The following is a 17,685-nucleotide window of genomic DNA, read 5'->3' as shown; positions in this document are numbered from 1 at the left end:
TGCGGCATACCGCATTGACCATGCCTGGCTGGCCCCGTATGCTACAAGTTGCGCTGCGGGCCTGCGCGCCTCGGACGGAGTAGGTCGCGCTCGCATCTGTTGAAGACCCCACAGTTTTCAGACGTTTCGGGGTATCGGCTTCCGGATCGTTGCTCCTCGGAGCATGTCGGGAGGTTTCGATACTCCGGCTCTGCCCTGTCTCGTCTTCGGTGGAGCGATAACGGGTCCCCGGCGTAGTAGTACCTACGACTTCATGCCCGTATCCGGAGCCCCCTTCCTAATGACGACCAGCAGCACTGAGGCCCGTACCACCCCGCAGGTGGCGGTCAACGACATCGGCGACGCAGAAGCCTTCCTCGCGGCGATCGACGAAACCATCAAGTACTTCAACGATGGCGACATCGTCGAGGGCATCATCGTGAAGGTCGACCGTGACGAGGTTCTCCTCGACATCGGTTACAAGACCGAGGGCGTCATCCCGTCCCGCGAGTTGTCCATCAAGCACGACGTCGATCCCCATGACGTCGTCAAGGTCGGCGACAACATCGAGGCCCTTGTTCTCCAGAAGGAGGACAAGGAGGGTCGTCTCATCCTGTCCAAGAAGCGGGCTCAGTACGAGCGCGCCTGGGGCACGATCGAGAAGATCAAGGAAGAGGACGGCATCGTCACCGGTACCGTCATCGAGGTCGTCAAGGGTGGTCTCATCCTCGACATCGGCCTTCGTGGCTTCCTGCCGGCCTCGCTGGTCGAGATGCGTCGTGTCCGCGACCTCCAGCCCTACGTGGGCAAGGAGCTCGAGGCCAAGATCATCGAGCTGGACAAGAACCGCAACAACGTGGTCCTGTCCCGCCGTGCCTGGCTGGAGCAGACCCAGAGCGAGGTCCGTCAGACCTTCCTCACCACCCTGCAGAAGGGTCAGGTGCGCTCCGGCGTCGTCTCCTCCATCGTCAACTTCGGTGCCTTCGTGGACCTGGGCGGCGTCGACGGCCTGGTGCACGTCTCCGAGCTGTCCTGGAAGCACATCGACCACCCGTCCGAGGTTGTCGAGGTCGGCCAGGAGGTCACCGTCGAGGTTCTCGACGTTGACATGGACCGCGAGCGCGTCTCCCTGTCGCTGAAGGCGACCCAGGAGGACCCGTGGCAGCAGTTCGCGCGGACGCACCAGATCGGTCAGGTCGTCCCCGGTAAGGTCACCAAGCTGGTTCCGTTCGGTGCGTTCGTGCGCGTCGACGAGGGCATCGAGGGCCTGGTCCACATCTCCGAGCTGGCCGAGCGCCACGTGGAGATCCCGGAGCAGGTCGTCCAGGTCGGCGACGAGATCTTCGTCAAGGTCATCGACATCGACCTCGAGCGTCGTCGCATCAGCCTCTCGCTGAAGCAGGCCAACGAGTCCCTCGGTGCCGACCCGGCGACGGTCGAGTTCGACCCGACCCTCTACGGCATGGCTGCCTCCTACGACGATGCGGGCAACTACATCTACCCGGAGGGCTTCGACCCCGAGGCGAACGACTGGCTGCCCGGCTTCGAGAAGCAGCGCGAGACCTGGGAGGGCCAGTACGCCGAGGCGCAGCAGCGCTTCGAGCAGCACCAGGCCCAGGTCATCAAGAGCCGCGAGGCCGACGCCGAGGCCGCTGCGGCGGGCGAGGGTGCGGCTCCCGAGGCCGGTGCCGCGAGTGCGGGTGCCGCCAGTGCGCTCTCCGGCGGTTCGTACTCCTCGAGCAGCGACGAGACCTCGGGCGCCCTGGCGACCGACGAGGCCCTCGCCGCGCTGCGCGAGAAGCTCGCGGGCGGCCAGAGCTGAGCGCTGTGCGCTGAGCAGTAGGTAGCTTGACAGCGAAGGACCCCCACCCGGTCACCTGGGTGGGGGTCCTTCTGCATGCACCGCCCCCGTTAAGCTGCGGTCATGTTGAGAGTGGGCCTTACGGGCGGCATCGGTGCGGGCAAGAGCGAGGTGTCGCGGCGGCTCGGCGCCCTGGGCGCGGTGGTCGTGGACGCTGACCTGATCGCGCGGGAGGTGGTCGCGCCCGGAACGGACGGCCTCGCTGCCGTCGTGGCCGAGTTCGGGACGGACGTGCTGCTGCCGGACGGCGCGCTGGACCGGCCGAAGCTCGGCTCCGTGGTCTTCGCCGACCCGGCCCGCCTCGCCGCGCTGAACGCGATCGTGCACCCCCTGGTCGGCCACCGCTCCGCGGAACTCGCCGCCCAGGCCGGGCCGGACGACGTGGTGGTCCACGACGTCCCGCTGCTGACCGAGAACAAGCTCTCCTCCCGCTACGACCTGGTCGTCGTCGTGGACGCGGCCGACGACACCCGGCTGGATCGCCTGGTGCGGCTCCGCGGGATGGCCGAGGGCGAGGCGCGGGCCCGGATGGCCGCGCAGTCGAGCCGCGAGGAGCGGCTCGCCATCGCCGATCTGGTGATCGACAACGACGGCCCGCTGGAGCGGCTGGAGCCGCAGCTGCAGACCCTCTGGGCCGAACTGCGGCTCCGCGCGACCGACCAGGGTTAACTGGTCAGGATGACCGCCGCCGAGCGGGCCGCGAGCGTAACGGTGTCCCCCGAACCCCGGTAGGAGCCGTAGCCGGCGAGCGCGTCCGCGAAGGCCGCGCCCAGCGGGACGGTCCGTTCCTGGTCGGAGAGGTTGACCGCGGTGCGGAACCGGCCCCGGTGCAGCACCAGCCAGCGGGCCTCCTCGTCGAAGTCGACCCGGACCGCGGACAGGTCCGGGTCGGTGAACTCCGGGTGGGTCCGCCGCAGCGCCAGCAGGGTGCGGTACCAGCCGAGCAGCTCGGCGTGGGGCTTGCGGTCCGGCTCGGTCCAGTCGAGCTTGGAGCCGAGGAAGGTGGCCGCCGCCTGCGGGTCCGGGACCTCCTCGGGGGACCAGCCGTGGGCGGCGAACTCGCGGCGGCGCCCGGTTCGTACCGCCTCGGCCAGGGCCGGGTCCTGGTGGTCGGTGAAGTACTGCCAGGGGGTGCCGGCGCCCCACTCCTCGCCCATGAACAGCATCGGGGTGAACGGTCCGGTCAGCACCAGCGCGGCGCCGCCCGCCAGCAGCCCCGGGTCGACGGTGGCGGAGAGCCGGTCGCCCAGCGCCCGGTTGCCGATCTGGTCGTGGGTCTGCAGATAGCCGAGCAGCCGGTGGGCCGGGGTGCGGGTCCGGTCCAGCGGGCGGCCGTGGCTGCGGCCCCGGAACGAGGACCAGCCGCCGCCGTGGAACCAGCCGTGGGTGAGGGTCCGGGCGAGCCCGGCCAGCGGGGCGACGGCGAAGTCGGCGTAGTAGCCGCCGGCCTCGCCGGTGAGGGTGGTGTGCAGGGTGTGGTGGAGGTCGTCGCTCCACTGGGCGCTGAGGCCGAGGCCGCCGGCCTCGCGCGGGGTGATCAGGCGAGGGTCGTTGAGGTCGGATTCGCCGATCAGGAACAGCGGGCGGCCGGTGGCGGCGGCCAGCCCGTCCACGGCGGTGGAGAGCTGCTCCAGGAAGTGCAGGGCGCGGGTGTCCACCAGGGCGTGCACCGCGTCAAGCCGCAGCCCGTCGATGCGGTAGTCGCGCAGCCAGCTCAGCGCGCTGCCGATCAGGTAGTCGCGCACCTCGTCGGAGCCGGGCGCGTCCAGGTTCACCGCCGCACCCCAGGGGGTGTGGTGCCGCTCGGTGAAGTAGGGGCCGAAGCGGGGCAGGTAGTTGCCGGAGGGGCCGAGGTGGTTGTGGACCACGTCCAGCACCACGCCCAGGCCTCGGCGATGGGCCGCGTCGACAAAGCGCTTCAGGCCCTCGGGCCCGCCGTAGGGCTCGTGCACCGCCCACAGCGAGACGCCGTCGTAGCCCCAGCCGTGGGTGCCGGGGAAGGGACAGACCGGCATCAGCTCGACCAGGTCCACGCCCAGCTCCACCAGGTGGTCGAGACGGGCGGCGGCGGCGTCGAAGGTGCCCTCGGGGGTGAAGCTGCCGATGTGCAGCTCGTAGATGCTGCTGCCGGGCAGGGCGCGGCCCTGCCAGGGGGTGTCGGACCAGCGGAAGGCGCTGTGGTCCACCAGTTGTGACGGTCCGTCGGGCCCGTCCGGCTGGCGCGGTGAGCGCGGGTCGGGGAGCAGCAGTGGATCGTCGTCCAGCCGGTAGCCGTAGCGGCTGCCGTCCGGGTCGGCGTCGGCCTCGGCCAGCCACCAGCCGGGGCGGTCGGGGTCGCGGCGCATGGGGTGGGCGGCGCCGTCCAGGTCCAGGGTGGCGCGGTGGTCGGCGGAGGGGCCCAGAGTTCGAAGCGGTGCACGTCAGAGCTCCGTGGAGGCGGGGTCGCGGGTGAGCAGGGCGACCGGGAGGTGGGCCAGCAGGTCGGCGAGGCGGACGGCGCCGTGGAAGCCGTCGCGGGTGGACAGGGCCTCGGTCCAGCGGCCCGGGGGCAGGGTGATCGTCTCGGTGGTCCAGCCGCCGCGTCGCTCCAGGCCCAGCGGCAGCCGGGTGGCCACGGCGAGCACGTCCTCGCCGCGGCGATAAGCGACCAGATGGGGATCCGCGTCGACCGGGGTGTAGGAGCCGGCGAAGCTCTCCGGGCGGGCCCGGCGCAGCCGCAGCGCGGTGGCGGTCAGGTGCAGCTTCTCGAACTGCAGCGGTTCGGCCGCGGCGGCGGCCTCCGGGTCGGCCTCCGGGTCGGCCTCCGCATCGGCAGAGTCCAGCCGGGCGGCCAGGCCGGCCAGGTCCACCGGGTGCCGGTTGTCGGGGTCGACCAGGGTCCGCAGCGGCTCCTCGCTGCCCTGGTAGAGGTCGGGCACGCCCGGCATGGTCAGGTGCAGCAGGGCCGAGGAGAGGGTGTTCACCCGGGCGTACGGGGCTGTCCGCTCGGTGAAGGCGGCGACCGCGGCGGCCAGGGCCGGGGTGGCCGGGATCGACCGGGCCAGCCGCTCGACCGCGCGTTCGTACTCGGCGTCGGGCTCGGTCCAGGTGGTGCGCAGTTTGGCCTCGCGGACCGACTTCAGCGCGGTCGCGGCCAGCCGGTCGGCGTCGATCGGCCAGGAAGCGAGGGCGGTCTGCCAGAGCAGGTACGCGGCGTTGGGATCCTCGACCGGCTCGGGGCAGAGCGCGGTCCAGCGGGCGATCTCATCGGCCCACTCCGCGGGCAGCTCGGCCAGCACGGCCAGCCGGGCCCTGGCGTCCGCGCTGCGCTTGGTGTCGTGGGTGGACAGCGCGGTCATGGCGGCCGGGCGGTCCCGCTGCATCCGGGCGCAGTAGCCGTGGAACTCCTCCGGGGCCAGTCCGGCCCGCCCCGGCTCGCCGCCGACCTCGTTCAGCGACAGCAGCGGGTAGCGGCGGTAGAAGGCGGTGTCCTCGACGCCCTTGGCGGCGACCGCGGAGGCGGTCTGCGCCAGCCGTATCCGGAACTCGTCCTTGCCCGGGCTGCGGCCGTGCCGTCCCAGCGCCAGATCGCGGACCAGGTCGGCGGTGGCGGCGTGGTCCGGACCGAGCCGGGCCCGGGCGGCCGCGGTGGCGGCGGTGAGCCGTTCCAGGTCGGCCGGGGCGTCCGGCTCGCCGGGGACCGGGTAGGGGCGGTAGACCGGGTAGGCGGCGAGGGTGTCGGCCAGGGCCTGCCGCAGCGCCCAACGGGGGTGGTCCCGCAGGGCGGGGTCCTCCGCGCAGACCCGCTCGGCGACCCGGGCCAGCCGGTTCACCTCGGCCGCCAGCTCGCCCCGCGGCGCGGTCATCTCGGTCCGGCCGCGCCGGGCGGCGGCGCTAGCGCTGTCGGGGGTGGCGCTGTCCGTGGTGGCGCCGGCGGTCGCGGCGCTGTCGGTGCCCAGGTAGCCGGTGTAGACCTCGGCCAGCGCCGCCGCCCCCGGGCGGTCCGTCAGCACCCCGTCGATCCGGCGCAGCGCGTCGTAGCCGGTGGTGCCGGCGCACTCCCAGTCGGCGGGCAGCTCCTCCTCGCCGGTGAGGATCTTCTCCACCACCACATAGGCGCCGCCGGTGGCCTCGGCCAGCCGGCGCAGATAGCCGCGCGGGTCGGCCAGGCCGTCCGGGTGGTCGATCCGGAACCCGTCGATGACGCCCTCGGCGTGCAGCCGCAGCAGCGTGCCGTGGGTCCGCCGGAACACCTCGGGGTGCTCGACCCGGACGCCGACCAGGTCGGAGACGGTGAAGAAGCGGCGGTAGTTCAGCTCGGTCCGGGCCAGCCGCCACCAGGCCAGCCGGTAGAACTGGCGGTCCAGCAGCTCGGTCAGCGGCAGCTGCTCGGTGCCGGCCCGCAGCGGGAACACCTGGTCGTGGTAGCGCAGCACCGGCGCGCCGTCCAGGGTGTCCCGCTTGAGCTCGGGCAGCTCGGCGCTCAGCCGGTCGCCGAGCACCGGCAGCATCACCCGGCCGCCCTGGGCCGCCCAGTCGACGTCGAACCAGTCCGCGTATTCGGAGTCGGGGCCTTCGCGGAGCAGGGTGAACCAGGCCTGGTTCAGCGAGGCCGGGACCGGGGCGGCCATGTGGTTGGGCACGGTGTCCACGATCAGCCCGAGTCCGTGCTCATGGGCCGCGTCGGCCAGGGCGCGCAGGCCGTCTGGTCCGTCCTCGCCGCCGAGCTGCTCGCTGATCCGGCTGTGCTCCACCACGTCGTAGCCGTGGGTGGAGCCGGGGGCGGCCTCCAGGACCGGTGAGAGGTGCAGGTGCGACACCCCCAGCCGGGCCAGGTAGGGCACAGCGAGCCGGGCTTCGGCGAAACCGAAGCCCGGCTGGAGCTGGAGGCGGTAACTGGCCGTCGGTGCGCTCACGCGTACGGGGGTCATGGCCTACGCCTACCCCGCCGGGGCGCCCCGCACGACCCGGCGGGCCAGCAGAGTGAACGGTCAGGCCGGCCGCTGCAGCACCATCATCGAGCGGTCGGTCAGGTGCACGCTGTCGCCCGCCCGGATCTTGGCCCCGGTCCCCGGCGCGATGGTCCACGGCAGCGCGGTGTCGACCACGACCTGCCACTCCCGGCCGTGGTTGACCGGGACGGTGAAGTCCAGGCCGGCGTCCCCGGCGTTGAACAGCATCAGGAAGGAGTCGTCGGTGATCCGACCGCCGCGCCGGTCCGGCTCGGAGATGGCGTAGCCGTTGAGGAAGACGCTGAGCGACTTGGCGTAGGAGGCGCTCCAGTCCTTGTCGGTCATCTCCTCGCCGGCCGGGGTGAACCAGGCGATGTCGGTGAGGTCGTCATGGGTGCCGGAGACCGGGCGGCCGTGGAAGAAGCGGCGGCGGCGGAACACCGGGTGGTCCCGGCGCAGCCAGACCATGTGCCGGGTGAAGTCCAGCAGCTGCGCGGCCTGGTCCTCGGTGCTGGGGGTCTCGATCTCCTCCGGGTGCTCGTTGCCGGAGCCGAGCGGCTCGGTGGGCATCCGGACCGGGCCGATCGCGGCGTCCGGCCACTTCACCCAGGAGATCTCGCTGTCCTGGCAGTAGGTGTTGTTGTTGCCGCCCTGGGTCCGGCCGAACTCGTCGCCGTGCGAGAGCATCGGCACGCCCTGGGACAGCATCAGGGTGGCGATGAAGTTGCGCTGCTGACGGCCTCTCAGCGCCAGGATCTCCGGGTCCTCGGTCTCGCCCTCGGCGCCGCAGTTCCAGGAGCGGTTGTGGCTCTCGCCGTCCCGGTTGTTCTCGTGGTTGGCGTCGTTGTGCTTGTTGTTGTAGGAGACCAGGTCGCGCAGGGTGAAGCCGTCGTGGCAGGTGACGAAGTTGATGGAGGCGATGGGCCGGCGGCCGTCGTCCTGGTAGAGGTCGGAGGAGCCGGTCAGCCGGGAGGCGAACTCGGCCAGCGCGGCGTTCTCGCCGCGCCACAGGTCGCGGACGGTGTCCCGGTACTGGCCGTTCCACTCGGTCCACAGCGGCGGGAAGTTGCCGACCTGGTAGCCGCCCTCGCCGATGTCCCAGGGCTCGGCGATCAGCTTGGCCTGGGAGACCACCGGATCCTGCTGGACCAGGTCGAAGAACGAGGACAGCCGGTCCACCTCGTGGAACTGCCGGGCCAGGGTCGCCGCGAGGTCGAACCGGAAGCCGTCGACGTGCATCTCGGTGACCCAGTAGCGCAGCGAGTCCATGATCAGCTGGAGTACGTGCGGATGCCGCATCAGCAGGCTGTTGCCGGTGCCGGTGGTGTCCTCGTAGTAGCGGCGGTCCTCGGCCAGCCGGTAGTACGCGGCGTTGTCCAGGCCGCGGAAGGCCAGCGTGGGGCCGAGGTGGTTGCCCTCGGCGGTGTGGTTGTAGACCACGTCGAGGATGACCTCGATGCCGGCCGCGTGCAGCGACTTCACCATCGACTTGAACTCCTGCACCTGCTGGCCGCGGTCCCCGAGCGAGGAGTACGCGCCCTGCGGGGCGAAGAAGCCGATGGTGTTGTAGCCCCAGTAGTTGGCCAGGCCGAGGTCCATCAGCCGGTGGTCGTGGACGAACTGGTGCACCGGCATCAGCTCGATGGCGGTGACGCCCAGCTTCACCAGGTGCTCGATCACGGCCGGGTGCGCGATCCCGGCGTAGGTGCCGCGGATCTCGTCCGGGATGCCGGGGTGAAGGTTCGTCAGACCCTTCACATGGGCCTCGTAGATGACCGTGCGGTGGTAGTCGGTGCGCGGGGGGCGGTCGTTGCCCCAGTCGAAGAAGGGGTTCACCACCACCGAGGACATGGTGTGCGGGGCGGAGTCCAGGTCGTTCCGCTGCTCGGGCGAGTTGAAGTGGTAGCCGTAGACGGACTCGTCCCAGTCGATGCTGCCGCTCATGGCCTTGGCGTAGGGGTCCAGCAGCAGTTTGGAGCCGTTGCAGCGGTCGCCCTGCTCCGGCTTGAAGGGGCCGTGCACCCGGAAGCCGTAGCGCTGGCCGGGCTGGATCCCCGGCAGGTAGGCGTGCCGGACGAAGGCGTCGGTCTCCCGCAGCTCCACCGAGGTCTCCGAGCCGTCGTCGGCGAGGAGGCACAGCTCCACTCGCTCCGCGACCTCGGAGAACACGGCGAAGTTGGTTCCGGCGCCGTCGTAGGTGGCACCCAGGGGGTAGGGATGTCCCGGCCAGACCTGCATCGTCGTCAACAACTCCCGATAGCGCCGCGCCGACCCCCTCCGTTGAGGGGATCGGCAACTGTCACGTGCCCTATGCCCAGGGAAAGAGCCCGTCATGTCCCTTCGCATGGTGTCTCAGCGGTGACCCGCTCATGGGGGTTTCGATAGTACTTCGCCCGAACGGGTGTCCCAGGGGGCCTGGGTGACGTACCGCCACCACTCCACTACCCCGCTAGCAGCTTGGACGACGGGCTGGATGGTGACAAAGTACTCTTGATCGTTCGGAGTCACCCGGACGGCCTACTCCGGGCCTCCTGGCGCGGTACGTTGTCCCGCAGCGCACTCACGTGCACGCGGTGGCCCGCGGGATGACGCGCGGAGAGCTGTACGAGAGGAACGGTGAGGTCCGGGATGGTCGTCCCCGACGGGGGTGCCGCAGGGGGCACGGTGCGGGGCGAGGTCCCGACCACGGTCGTCCGCACCGCGTCCGGACGGACCGCGCCGCACCAGCCGGGGCCGCTGGAGCCCTCCCTGGCCTGGCCCGCCGCCGCCTGGGACGAGGCCAGGCTCCGGGTCCGCCGGGCCGGCCGCGCCTATGTCTGGCTCAACCTGGTCGAGCAGCGGCTGCGCTCCGTCGTCGCCGAGGTGCTGCGCCCGGTCTACGAGCCGGTGCACGGCGAGGACTGGGTGATCGCCGCCGCCGGACCGGCCGGCGAGGAGTGGGTGCAGCGGGCCGGCGCGGTGCGCGAGGTCAGCCGGCGCAAGGGCTATCTGCTGGATCCCGACGACGACGCGCTGGTGGTCTTTCTGACCCTGCCTCAGCTGCGTGAGCTGATGATCCAGCACTGGCCCTGCTTCGAGCCGTATCTGAGCGACCGTCGGGAGGTGGAGGTCGCCCTGGACGAGCTGGAGGTGGCCCGGCACGTGGTCTCCCGCAACCGGGCGCTGTCCGAGAACGTACTGGCGCAGGCCGAGCGGGCCGCGGTCCGGCTGCTGATGCTGCTGGACGGCGGGGCCGACGCGGGCGGGCTGCGGGCCCCGGTGGACGTGGTCGAGGAACTGGTCGGCGACCGCTACGCCGACGTGATCGGGGTCCACCCGGACCGGGTCAGGCTGCAGCGCGACCTGCCGGTGGAGGACCTGCTGGCCGGGGCGCGGCGGCTGGACGCGATAGGGATATCGCTCAACCTGCTCTGCCAGAACTTCACCGGGCGGCGGCTGGTCGGCCTGGCCGACAGCGGCTGCCGGGTCCGGCTGCTCTTCCTCAACCCCGCGAGCAGCGCGCTGCGCCGCCGCGAGCGGGAGCTGGGCCTCGGCCGCGGCGAGCTGGGCAAGGCCGTGGAGACCAACATCATGCATGTCCGCCGGGTCCGCGCCCGGCTGCGGGACGCGGGCGCGTTCGAGATCCGGGTCTACGACGAACTGCCCCGGTTCACCGCCTACCTGGTCGACGGGGACGGCCCGGACGGGCTCGGCATCGTCCAGTCCTATCTGCGCCGGGCCCGCGGGATCGAGTCCCCGGCGCTGGTGCTGCGCGGCGGCACCCCGGGGCCGATCCTGTCCGGACGTCCGCCGGAGCCGGGGCTGTTCCAGGTGTACCAGGAGGAGTTCGAGGGCGTCTGGAGCGACTCCAGACCCGTCTCCTGACCGCCCTGCGGCTTGGAGCCCCTGGGCTTGAGGCCGCCGTCGGTGTTGTCAGTGGTGCACGCGATGATGGTGGAGCACGCGGACGAGAGGACGACACGCGCATGAGCTGGCTGCACGAAACCCTGGTCGGGTTCGACCTGGAGACGACAGGAACCGAGACGGCCGAGTCGCGGATCGTCACCGCCGCCCTGGTGGAGGCGAAGGGCGGCGAGGTGGTCCGGCAGCGGGACTGGCTGGCCGACCCCGGTGTGCCGATCCCGGCCGAGGCCGCCGCGATCCACGGGATCAGCACCGAGCGGGCCGTCGCCGAGGGCCGTCCGGTCGCCGAGGTCGCCGACGAGGTGGCCGCGGCGCTGTGCGAGTACTGGCGGGCCGGGATCCAGGTCGTGGTCTTCAACGCCTCCTTCGACCTCAGCCTGCTCAGCGCCGAACTGCGGCGGCACGGCCTGCCCTCGCTGGAGCAGCGGCTGGACGGGGCCCCGCTCGGTCCTGTGCTCGACCCGCTGACGGTGGACCGCGCCGTGGACAAGTACCGCAAGGGCTCGCGCACCCTGCAGAGCGCCTGCGCGGTCTACGGGGTCGAGCTCGCCGACGCCCACCAGGCCGGCAGCGACGCGCTGGCCGCGCTGCATGTGGCGCTGGCGCTGGCCCGGAAGTACCCGGGCGAGGTCGGCGGCCTGGAACCGGCCGAGCTGCACCGCCGCCAGGTCGACTGGCACGCCTCCTGGGCCGGCAGCCTGCAGGAGTGGCTCCGCAAGAGCAAGGAGCCGCAGGCCGTGGTGGACGGCAGTTGGCCGATGCGCGAGGCCGTGGACGCGACGAAGGGCTGATCCGCTCCCCCCGTGCGGAGCGGATCAGCCCGGTCGTTGCTGACCGTGTCGCTGGGTCAGACGGTCAGCTTCAGACGGTCAGCCGGGGGGCGGGCTCCAGGTCGGCGTCCCGCTCGGGCTCGACCGCGGGCTCGCCGTGGCCGAAGTCGGGGAGCCAGGAGAGCCAGCTCGGCAGGTACCAGTTGCGCTCGCCCAGCAGGCTCATCAGTGAGGGCAGCAGCACCGCGCGGATGATCGTGGCGTCGATCAGGACGGCCACGGCCAGGCCGATGCCCATCTGCTTCATGGACTCCATGTCCAGGGTGCCGAAGACCGCGAACACCGCGACCATGATCGCCGCCGCGCTGGTGACCACGCCGGCCGTGCTGGTGATGCCGTGGGCGACGGCCGCCCGGGTGGCCAGGCCGCGGTCGTGGGCCTCCTTGATCCGGGAGACCACGAACACGTGGTAGTCCATGCTCAGCCCGAACAGGATGACGAAGAGGAACAGCGGGACCCAGCTCTCGATCGCGCCGACCCCCGAGGTGCCGATCAGCGAGGCGCCGAAGCCGTGCTGGAAGATCAGCGTCAGCGCCCCGTAGGAGGCCGCCACCGAGAGCAGGTTGAGCACCAGCGCGGTGATCGCGACGGTCACCGAGCGGAAGGACAGCAGCATCAGCAGGAAGGCGAAGCCCATCACGAAGGCGAACACGGCCGGCAGGCTTCCGGTCATCTGCGCGTTGAAGTCCTCCGAGCCCGCGGTCTGCCCGGTGACCGCGGCCTGAGCGCCGCTGACGGCGCCGAAGGTGTGCGGGACGACCGTGCCGCGCAGCGCGGTCAGCGCCTTGCCGCTGGTGGTGTCATTGCCGCTGCCGGCCATCGGCACGTCCACCAGTTCGATGTGCTTGGCGGGGTAGCTGGTGACGGTGATCGGCTCGTGCAGCAGCCCGGTGGCGACCGCCTGCTTCTTGAAGTCGGCCAGCGCGGCCGTCATCGCCGGGCTGCCGATCTGATCGGAAGTGACCACCACGGTGGCCTGGTTGGGGTTGCCGGGGAAGGCGTCGGCGATCCGCTGCTGGGCCGCGACCAGGGCGTTGCCCTTGGGCAGCTGCTGGGCGAAGGTCAGGTTAGCGGTGTGCATGCCGAGCAGCGGCGCGGCCAGGGCCAGCAGGAACGCGGTGGCGATCCCGGCCGAGATGACCGGACGGCGCAGCACCCGGCCGAGCACGGCCCGCCAGAAGCGGCTGCCGGCCTCGTTGGTGGGGCGTTCATCCGGCGTCCCAGGAAGGGGACGCGGCCCTTGGCGACCCGGTCGCCCAGCATCGAGAGCAGGGCCGGCAGCACGGTGACCGAGCCGAGCACGGCGGTGATCACGACCAGGATGGTGGCCATGCCCATGGCCTTGAAGTCGGCGATCCCGGTGAGGAACATCCCGGCCATGGCCACCACCACGGTGAGCCCGGAGACCAGGACGGCGCGTCCCGAGGTCGCGGCGGCGATGGCGAGGGCGGCCTCCGCAGAGCGTCCCCTGGCCCGCTCCTCACGCTCGCGGCGCAGGTAGAAGAGGCAGTAGTCGACGCCGACGGCCAGTCCGACCAGCAGCATCACCGAGGAGGCGTCGTCGCTGGTGTGCAGGAAGTGGCTGCTCAGGGCGACCAGTCCGCCGGCCGCGATGAAGGCGGTGAGGGCGAGCAGCACCGGCAGCACGGCGGCCACCAGCGCGCCGAAGGCGATCAGCAGGATGCCCAGCGCCAGCGGCACCGCGGTCCACTCGGCCCGGCTGAAGTCATGGGTGAACGAGTCGTTGAACCACTTGTCGGCGCTGGCGTCGCCGAACTCCTGGACGGTCAGCTCCGGATGCTTGGCCTGGGTGGCGGCGACCGCGGCCAGCACCGGGGCGACCCGGTCGCCGGCGGTGTCCGGGTCGCCGGCCATGGTGACCGTGATCAGCGCCGAGTGCTGGTCAGGCGCGATGGCGCCGTCGGTGTAGGGGGACTTCACCGCGGAGGCCGCCCCGGTGGCCTTGACGGCGCCGATGGCGTCGTCGACGGCGGCGTGGAAGCGCGGGTCGGTGGCGGTGAAGGCCTTGGTCTGGATCAGCACGGTCTCGGTGGCCGGTGAGGTGATCCCGGCCCGGTCGATCATCTGCTCGGCCCGGCCGGACTGGCCGATGCCCTCGTCCTGGTCGGTGGTGTGGACGCTGCCGGCCATCCCGCCGAGGACCGTGGCCAGGACGACGAACAGCAGCCAGCCGAACACGGCGGTCTTCCGGTGCCGGGCGCTCCAACCGCCGATGGCGGCGGCGAGGCCGGCCTTCCGTTGTGGATTCCGCTGATGGCGTGTCATGTCGTCCCCCTGGGATCGGTCCTGTGTGGGTGGTCGCTGCTTGTGGTGAAGCACACAGATGACGCTACGGAGCGGGGGAGGAGCGGAACATCCAGCCAGCGGGCGAGCGGTTCCTGGGCTTTGCCCCAGGGTCACTCGGGGGTTTCCCCTACCCCCGACCCTGATTTTCTCCGCCCTGAGGGGGAGGCGACTCCACCCGGGGGACGAGGAAATACCCGGTGGGGAGGGGTGAAGATAGGGTGCGCGGTCGGCTAAGGGTTCCGTGAGTACGAGCGGGACCAAAGACCTGACTTGCCGGGCGGCTAGCCAGTTTCCTATGATGCCGCTTAACGATACTTACCTGCCGACCGGCTAGTTCTGCCGATCAGATCGCACCTCCCGAGCAGTGTCGCCGGGGCGGAGTGATCCACGCCTTGGAGGCGCACCCGTATGTTTCACCGGATAGGACGCACCGTCGTGCGTCACCCGATCTGGACGATCGTGGCGTGGCTGGTCGCAGCCGTCGCGATCGGCCTCACGGCTCCCTCGCTGCCGTCCAACAGCGACCAGGGTTCCTTCCTTCCCAAGAGCTACGAGTCCATCCAGGCCTCCCAGGTGCAGACCAGCGCCTTCCCCGCCGCCTTCACGCCGGCCGCGATCGTGCTGGTCCAGCGGGCCGACGGGCAGGCGCTCACGGCCGCGGACAAGGCCAGTGTCGCCACCCTGGCGAAGGGCCTGCAGGCCAAGAAGATCGACCAGGTCCAGAAGGTCGTCCCGGGGGCTCCCTCCAAGGACGGCAAGTACGACACGGCGCTGGTCCAGATGAACAGCAAGACGACGGGTCAGCCCGCGCAGAACACCGCGGCGAAGACCATTCGTGAGGACATCCCGAACCTGCTGAAGGGCACCGGGCTGACCGCCAAGGTCGGCGGCAGCGCCGCCACGGCGCTGGACCAGCAGGACGCGTCCAAGAAGAGCACCGAGCTGATGGGCATCGGCACCGTGCTGGTGATCCTGCTCTCGCTGCTGCTGATCTTCCGGTCGCCGATCCTGGCGCTGGTTCCGCTGGTCTCCATCCTGGCGCTGGTCTCGACCACCGCCAACGGGCTGATCGCCGACGCGACCAAGCTCTTCGGGCTGCAGGCCAACAGTCAGATCTCACAGATCCTGCTGGTGGTGCTGCTCGGGGTGGGCACCGACTACTTCCTCTTCCTGATGTTCCGCTACCGCGAACGACTGCGGGCGGGGGACGATTCCAAGGAAGCAATGATCAACGCCGTCGGCCGGGTCGGCGAGGCCATCGCCTCGGCGGCCGGCGCGGTCATCATCGCCTTCCTGGCGCTGCTGCTCTCCAGCGTGGGCTTCCTCAAGCAGATGGGCCCCGCGCTGGCCATCGCCGTGGCGGTCACCCTGCTCGCCGGTCTGACCCTCTTCCCGGCTATCGGTTCGCTGATCCCGCCGAAGGCGCTGTTCTGGCCGTCCAAGAAGTGGATGGTCGAGCCCGAGGGCGCCCGCTTCGCCGCGCTCGGCCGTGGCGTCCAGCGTCGGCCCGCCCTGATCGCCGTGGTCTCCGGTGTGCTGATGATCGCCCTCTCGCTGGGCATGACCGGGTTCAAGGCCACCTTCGACCTGTCGGCCGGAGCGGTGCCCAAGACCGCGGACTCCATGATCGTCCAGAATGACATGATCGCCGCCTACTCGGCCGGCGCGGCCGAGCCCACGGACGTCTTCCTGGTCAACCAGAACGGCAAGCCGCTGGACCAGGCGGCGCTGTCCGGCTACGCCGACAAGCTGCGCGCCGCACCGGGCGTGGCCCAGGTCACCGGGCCCAAGGTGAGCAAGGACGGCGCGACGCTCGACTACACCGTGCAGCTGAAGTACGGGGCGGAGACCGACCAGGCGCTGTCGTCGATCCAGGGGATCAGGGACGTCGCCCACGCCAACGCACCCGCAGGCAGCAAGGCCCTGGTCGGCGGTATGTCCGCGATCTACAAGGACTTCAACGCGGCCATCAACCACGACTACCGGACGGTGTTCCCGGTCGCGGCGCTCCTCATCATGATCATCCTGGGGCTGCTGCTGCGCAGTGTCGTCGCCCCCTGGTACCTGATGGCCTCGGTCGCCCTCGGCTTCGGTGCGACCCTGGGCGCCACGGTGGTGATCTTCCAGAACGTCAAGGGCGACAGCGGCCTGATGTTCATGCTGCCAGTGATCATGTATCTATTCGTGGTCGCGATCGGCACCGACTACAACATCCTCATGATCGCTCGACTGCGGGAAGAGGCCAAGGCGGGTCGCAACCCGCGCGAGGCGGCAGCGGAGGCGCTGCGCCACGCCGGTCCGACGGTGGCCTCGGCGGGCTTCATCCTCGCCGCGACCTTCGCGATGCTGATGATCGGCGGCAACGCCTTCCTCAGCGAGATGGGCTTCGCGCTCAGCTTCGGCATCTTCCTGGCCGCCTTTGTGATGGCGCTGTTCTTCACCCCCTCGCTGACCGCGCTGATCGGGCACGCCGCCTGGTGGCCCGGCCACGCGGACCGGGCGGGAGCGGGGCACGGTGACAGCGTGATCGTCGCCGGTCATGTCCCGGCGCACGAGGGTGCGTCCGTGGGCGAGGACGCCGACTCGCGGCGGTAGTAGTTCAGTCAGTCCAACCAGTGGGAACGGGCCGGGGCCGAGTCGCACCTCAGGGTGTGACTCGGCCCCGGCCTTCTGCGTCCAGCGCTGCCGACAGCGCTTCCAGCGCGGCCACGGCAGCCGCGAAGGCGTCCGGGCCGAGTCGGTGCTGCAGGCGGGCGGCGAGGGCGGCGTGCCCGGGACCGATCTCGCGGATCGCGGCGCGGCCCTGCTCGGTCGGGTGCAGCAGCTTGGCGGTGCGGTGGGCCGGGTTCGGCCCGTAGACGGCGAGGCCCTTGCCGACCAGGAGGTCGGCGATCCGCTGGACGCTCTGCCGGGTGATGCCCATGGCCCGGGCGATGCCCGCCACCGGGAGCGGCTCGTGCAGCACCGCGCCCAGGACCTGCCACCAGGCGGCGGTGAGGCCGGCCGGCCGGGCCAACTGCTCGGCGACCTCCAGGAACTGGCCGTTGAGGCGGAAGCTGCCGAGGGCGGCGGCGGAGAGCAGGGCGCCGGGGGTGGGGGCCTCCGCGGGGGCCTCCGCTGCGGGGCTGGTGCCGGCGTCAGGGGTGCTCGGAGCGTCGGTGGCCGGGGCGGGGGTGCGGGTCATGCGGCGGTGGTGAGGCGGATCAGGTCGGCGTAGGCGGTCGGGTCGGAGCGGGAGAAGAGTCGGAACCAGGCCGCCAGTACCTCCGGGCTCCACAGCCCCAGCTCGGCGAAGATCTCGCGGGCGAAGGCGACCGGGTCGGTCGGCCCCGCGGTGATCAGCCCCCGGTCGCGGACCGCGTCGGCCTCCCGGTAGCGCTCGCTGCCCCGGTAGCCGCTGGACGCCGCCAGGTAGCCGCCGTCGGAGCTGGTGTGGTCGCGGTCGTCCAGCAGGCCCTCGCGGGCCAGGCCGACCGTGCCGTCGCAGATCGCGGCGACCGGCACCGCGGCCTCCAGAAAGGCGCGGGCCTTGCGCGGGAAGGCGGCGTGTCGGTCGCCGTCGTGCCAGCCGCCGCCCCCGGGGACGATCAGCAGGGCGCTGTCGGCGGGGTCGAGCTCGTCCAGGGTCAGCTCGGGGGTGACCAGCAGGCCGCCCATGCTGCGGACCGGCTCCCGGCTCTCGCCAACGATGCGGATCCGGTGCCGGGCGGCGCCGCCGGGCTGGAAGCTGCCGCTGCGGATCTGGGCGACGGCGAGGGCGGGCTCCCAGTCGGCGAATCCCTCGTAGACGGACAGATGAACTGTGGTGGTCTCAGTCTCGGTCGCTGATGTCATGACAGCATTCTGTCGAATTGACAGCCTGCTGTCGACTGGA

Annotated in this window: 9 protein-coding genes and 2 pseudogenes; 5 read left to right on the top strand and 6 right to left on the bottom strand. The window is 71.3% G+C overall.

Annotated features, from left to right (window positions below):
- Positions 1-280 precede the first annotated feature (280 nt).
- Both rpsA and coaE read left to right on the top strand, forming a co-directional pair.
- Positions 281-1,801, top strand: a complete 1,521-nt coding sequence (gene rpsA, locus ACXKR8_RS12470; protein WP_458272963.1) for a 30S ribosomal protein S1 — start codon at positions 281-283, stop codon at positions 1,799-1,801.
- A gap of 102 nt (positions 1,802-1,903) precedes the next feature.
- Positions 1,904-2,509 carry a dephospho-CoA kinase gene (gene coaE / locus ACXKR8_RS12465; RefSeq protein WP_458272962.1) on the top strand — a complete coding sequence of 202 codons (606 nt, stop codon included), beginning with the start codon at positions 1,904-1,906 and terminating at the stop codon, positions 2,507-2,509.
- On the opposite strand, the pseudogene treZ reads toward coaE, so the two are convergent.
- The 3 genes and pseudogenes from treZ to glgX all read right to left on the bottom strand — a co-directional run bounded on the left by treZ (position 2,506) and on the right by glgX (position 9,009).
- Positions 2,506-4,259: pseudogene (gene treZ, locus ACXKR8_RS12460) on the bottom strand (malto-oligosyltrehalose trehalohydrolase). The gene coaE and the pseudogene treZ sit on opposite strands and share 4 nt — an antisense overlap.
- 1 nt (position 4,260) lies before the next feature.
- A complete protein-coding gene (treY, locus tag ACXKR8_RS12455; RefSeq protein ID WP_458272960.1) occupies positions 4,261-6,750 on the bottom strand; it encodes a malto-oligosyltrehalose synthase in 2,490 nt (829 codons plus the stop codon).
- Positions 6,751-6,810: 60 nt separating this feature from the next.
- Positions 6,811-9,009, bottom strand: a complete 2,199-nt coding sequence (glgX, locus tag ACXKR8_RS12450) for a glycogen debranching protein GlgX (RefSeq protein ID WP_458274964.1) — start codon at positions 9,007-9,009, stop codon at positions 6,811-6,813.
- 390 nt (positions 9,010-9,399) lie between these two features.
- On the opposite strand from glgX, the gene ACXKR8_RS12445 reads away from it, so the two are divergent.
- The gene (locus ACXKR8_RS12445; protein WP_458272959.1) at positions 9,400-10,635 is read left to right on the top strand and encodes an SAV2148 family HEPN domain-containing protein; all 1,236 of its coding nucleotides are present in this window, start codon (positions 9,400-9,402) and stop codon (positions 10,633-10,635) included.
- A gap of 101 nt (positions 10,636-10,736) precedes the next feature.
- Positions 10,737-11,465: an exonuclease domain-containing protein gene (locus tag ACXKR8_RS12440; RefSeq protein WP_458272958.1), complete on the top strand. Its 729-nt coding sequence runs from the start codon at positions 10,737-10,739 to the stop codon at positions 11,463-11,465.
- A gap of 70 nt (positions 11,466-11,535) precedes the next feature.
- Here the strand turns inward: ACXKR8_RS12440 and ACXKR8_RS12435 are convergent.
- A pseudogene (locus ACXKR8_RS12435) lies at positions 11,536-13,790 on the bottom strand (MMPL family transporter).
- 429 nt (positions 13,791-14,219) lie between these two features.
- Between ACXKR8_RS12435 and ACXKR8_RS12430 the strand changes: the two are divergent.
- Entirely contained in the window at positions 14,220-16,406 is a 2,187-nt protein-coding gene (locus tag ACXKR8_RS12430; protein WP_458272956.1) for an MMPL family transporter, read from the top strand.
- A gap of 49 nt (positions 16,407-16,455) precedes the next feature.
- Here ACXKR8_RS12430 and ACXKR8_RS12425 read toward each other — a convergent pair whose 3' ends face one another.
- Together ACXKR8_RS12425 and ACXKR8_RS12420 are read right to left on the bottom strand one after the other, a co-directional pair.
- Positions 16,456-16,995, bottom strand: a complete 540-nt coding sequence (locus tag ACXKR8_RS12425; RefSeq protein WP_458272955.1) for a MarR family winged helix-turn-helix transcriptional regulator — start codon at positions 16,993-16,995, stop codon at positions 16,456-16,458.
- Positions 16,992-17,645: a DJ-1/PfpI family protein gene (locus tag ACXKR8_RS12420; RefSeq protein WP_458272954.1), complete on the bottom strand. Its 654-nt coding sequence runs from the start codon at positions 17,643-17,645 to the stop codon at positions 16,992-16,994. Before ACXKR8_RS12420 ends, ACXKR8_RS12425 begins: the two co-directional genes overlap by 4 nt.
- Positions 17,646-17,685: the final 40 nt, after the last annotated feature.

It is taken from the genome of Streptacidiphilus sp. PAMC 29251, from assembly GCF_054208735.2.
This window is presented reverse-complemented; position numbering and strand designations above follow the sequence as displayed.

Excerpts from the sequence above, each read along its gene's own strand:
- rpsA (WP_458272963.1), top strand. The coding sequence starts at position 281 with ATGACGACCAGCAGCACTGAGGCCCGTACCACCCCGCAGGTGGCGGTC.
- coaE (WP_458272962.1), top strand. The coding sequence starts at position 1,904 with ATGTTGAGAGTGGGCCTTACGGGCGGCATCGGTGCGGGCAAGAGCGAG.
- treY (WP_458272960.1), bottom strand. The coding sequence starts at position 6,750 with ATGACCCCCGTACGCGTGAGCGCACCGACGGCCAGTTACCGCCTCCAG.
- glgX (WP_458274964.1), bottom strand. The coding sequence starts at position 9,009 with ATGCAGGTCTGGCCGGGACATCCCTACCCCCTGGGTGCCACCTACGAC.
- ACXKR8_RS12445 (WP_458272959.1), top strand. The coding sequence starts at position 9,400 with ATGGTCGTCCCCGACGGGGGTGCCGCAGGGGGCACGGTGCGGGGCGAG.
- ACXKR8_RS12440 (WP_458272958.1), top strand. The coding sequence starts at position 10,737 with ATGAGCTGGCTGCACGAAACCCTGGTCGGGTTCGACCTGGAGACGACA.
- ACXKR8_RS12430 (WP_458272956.1), top strand. The coding sequence starts at position 14,220 with ATGTTTCACCGGATAGGACGCACCGTCGTGCGTCACCCGATCTGGACG.
- ACXKR8_RS12425 (WP_458272955.1), bottom strand. The coding sequence starts at position 16,995 with ATGACCCGCACCCCCGCCCCGGCCACCGACGCTCCGAGCACCCCTGAC.
- ACXKR8_RS12420 (WP_458272954.1), bottom strand. The coding sequence starts at position 17,645 with ATGACATCAGCGACCGAGACTGAGACCACCACAGTTCATCTGTCCGTC.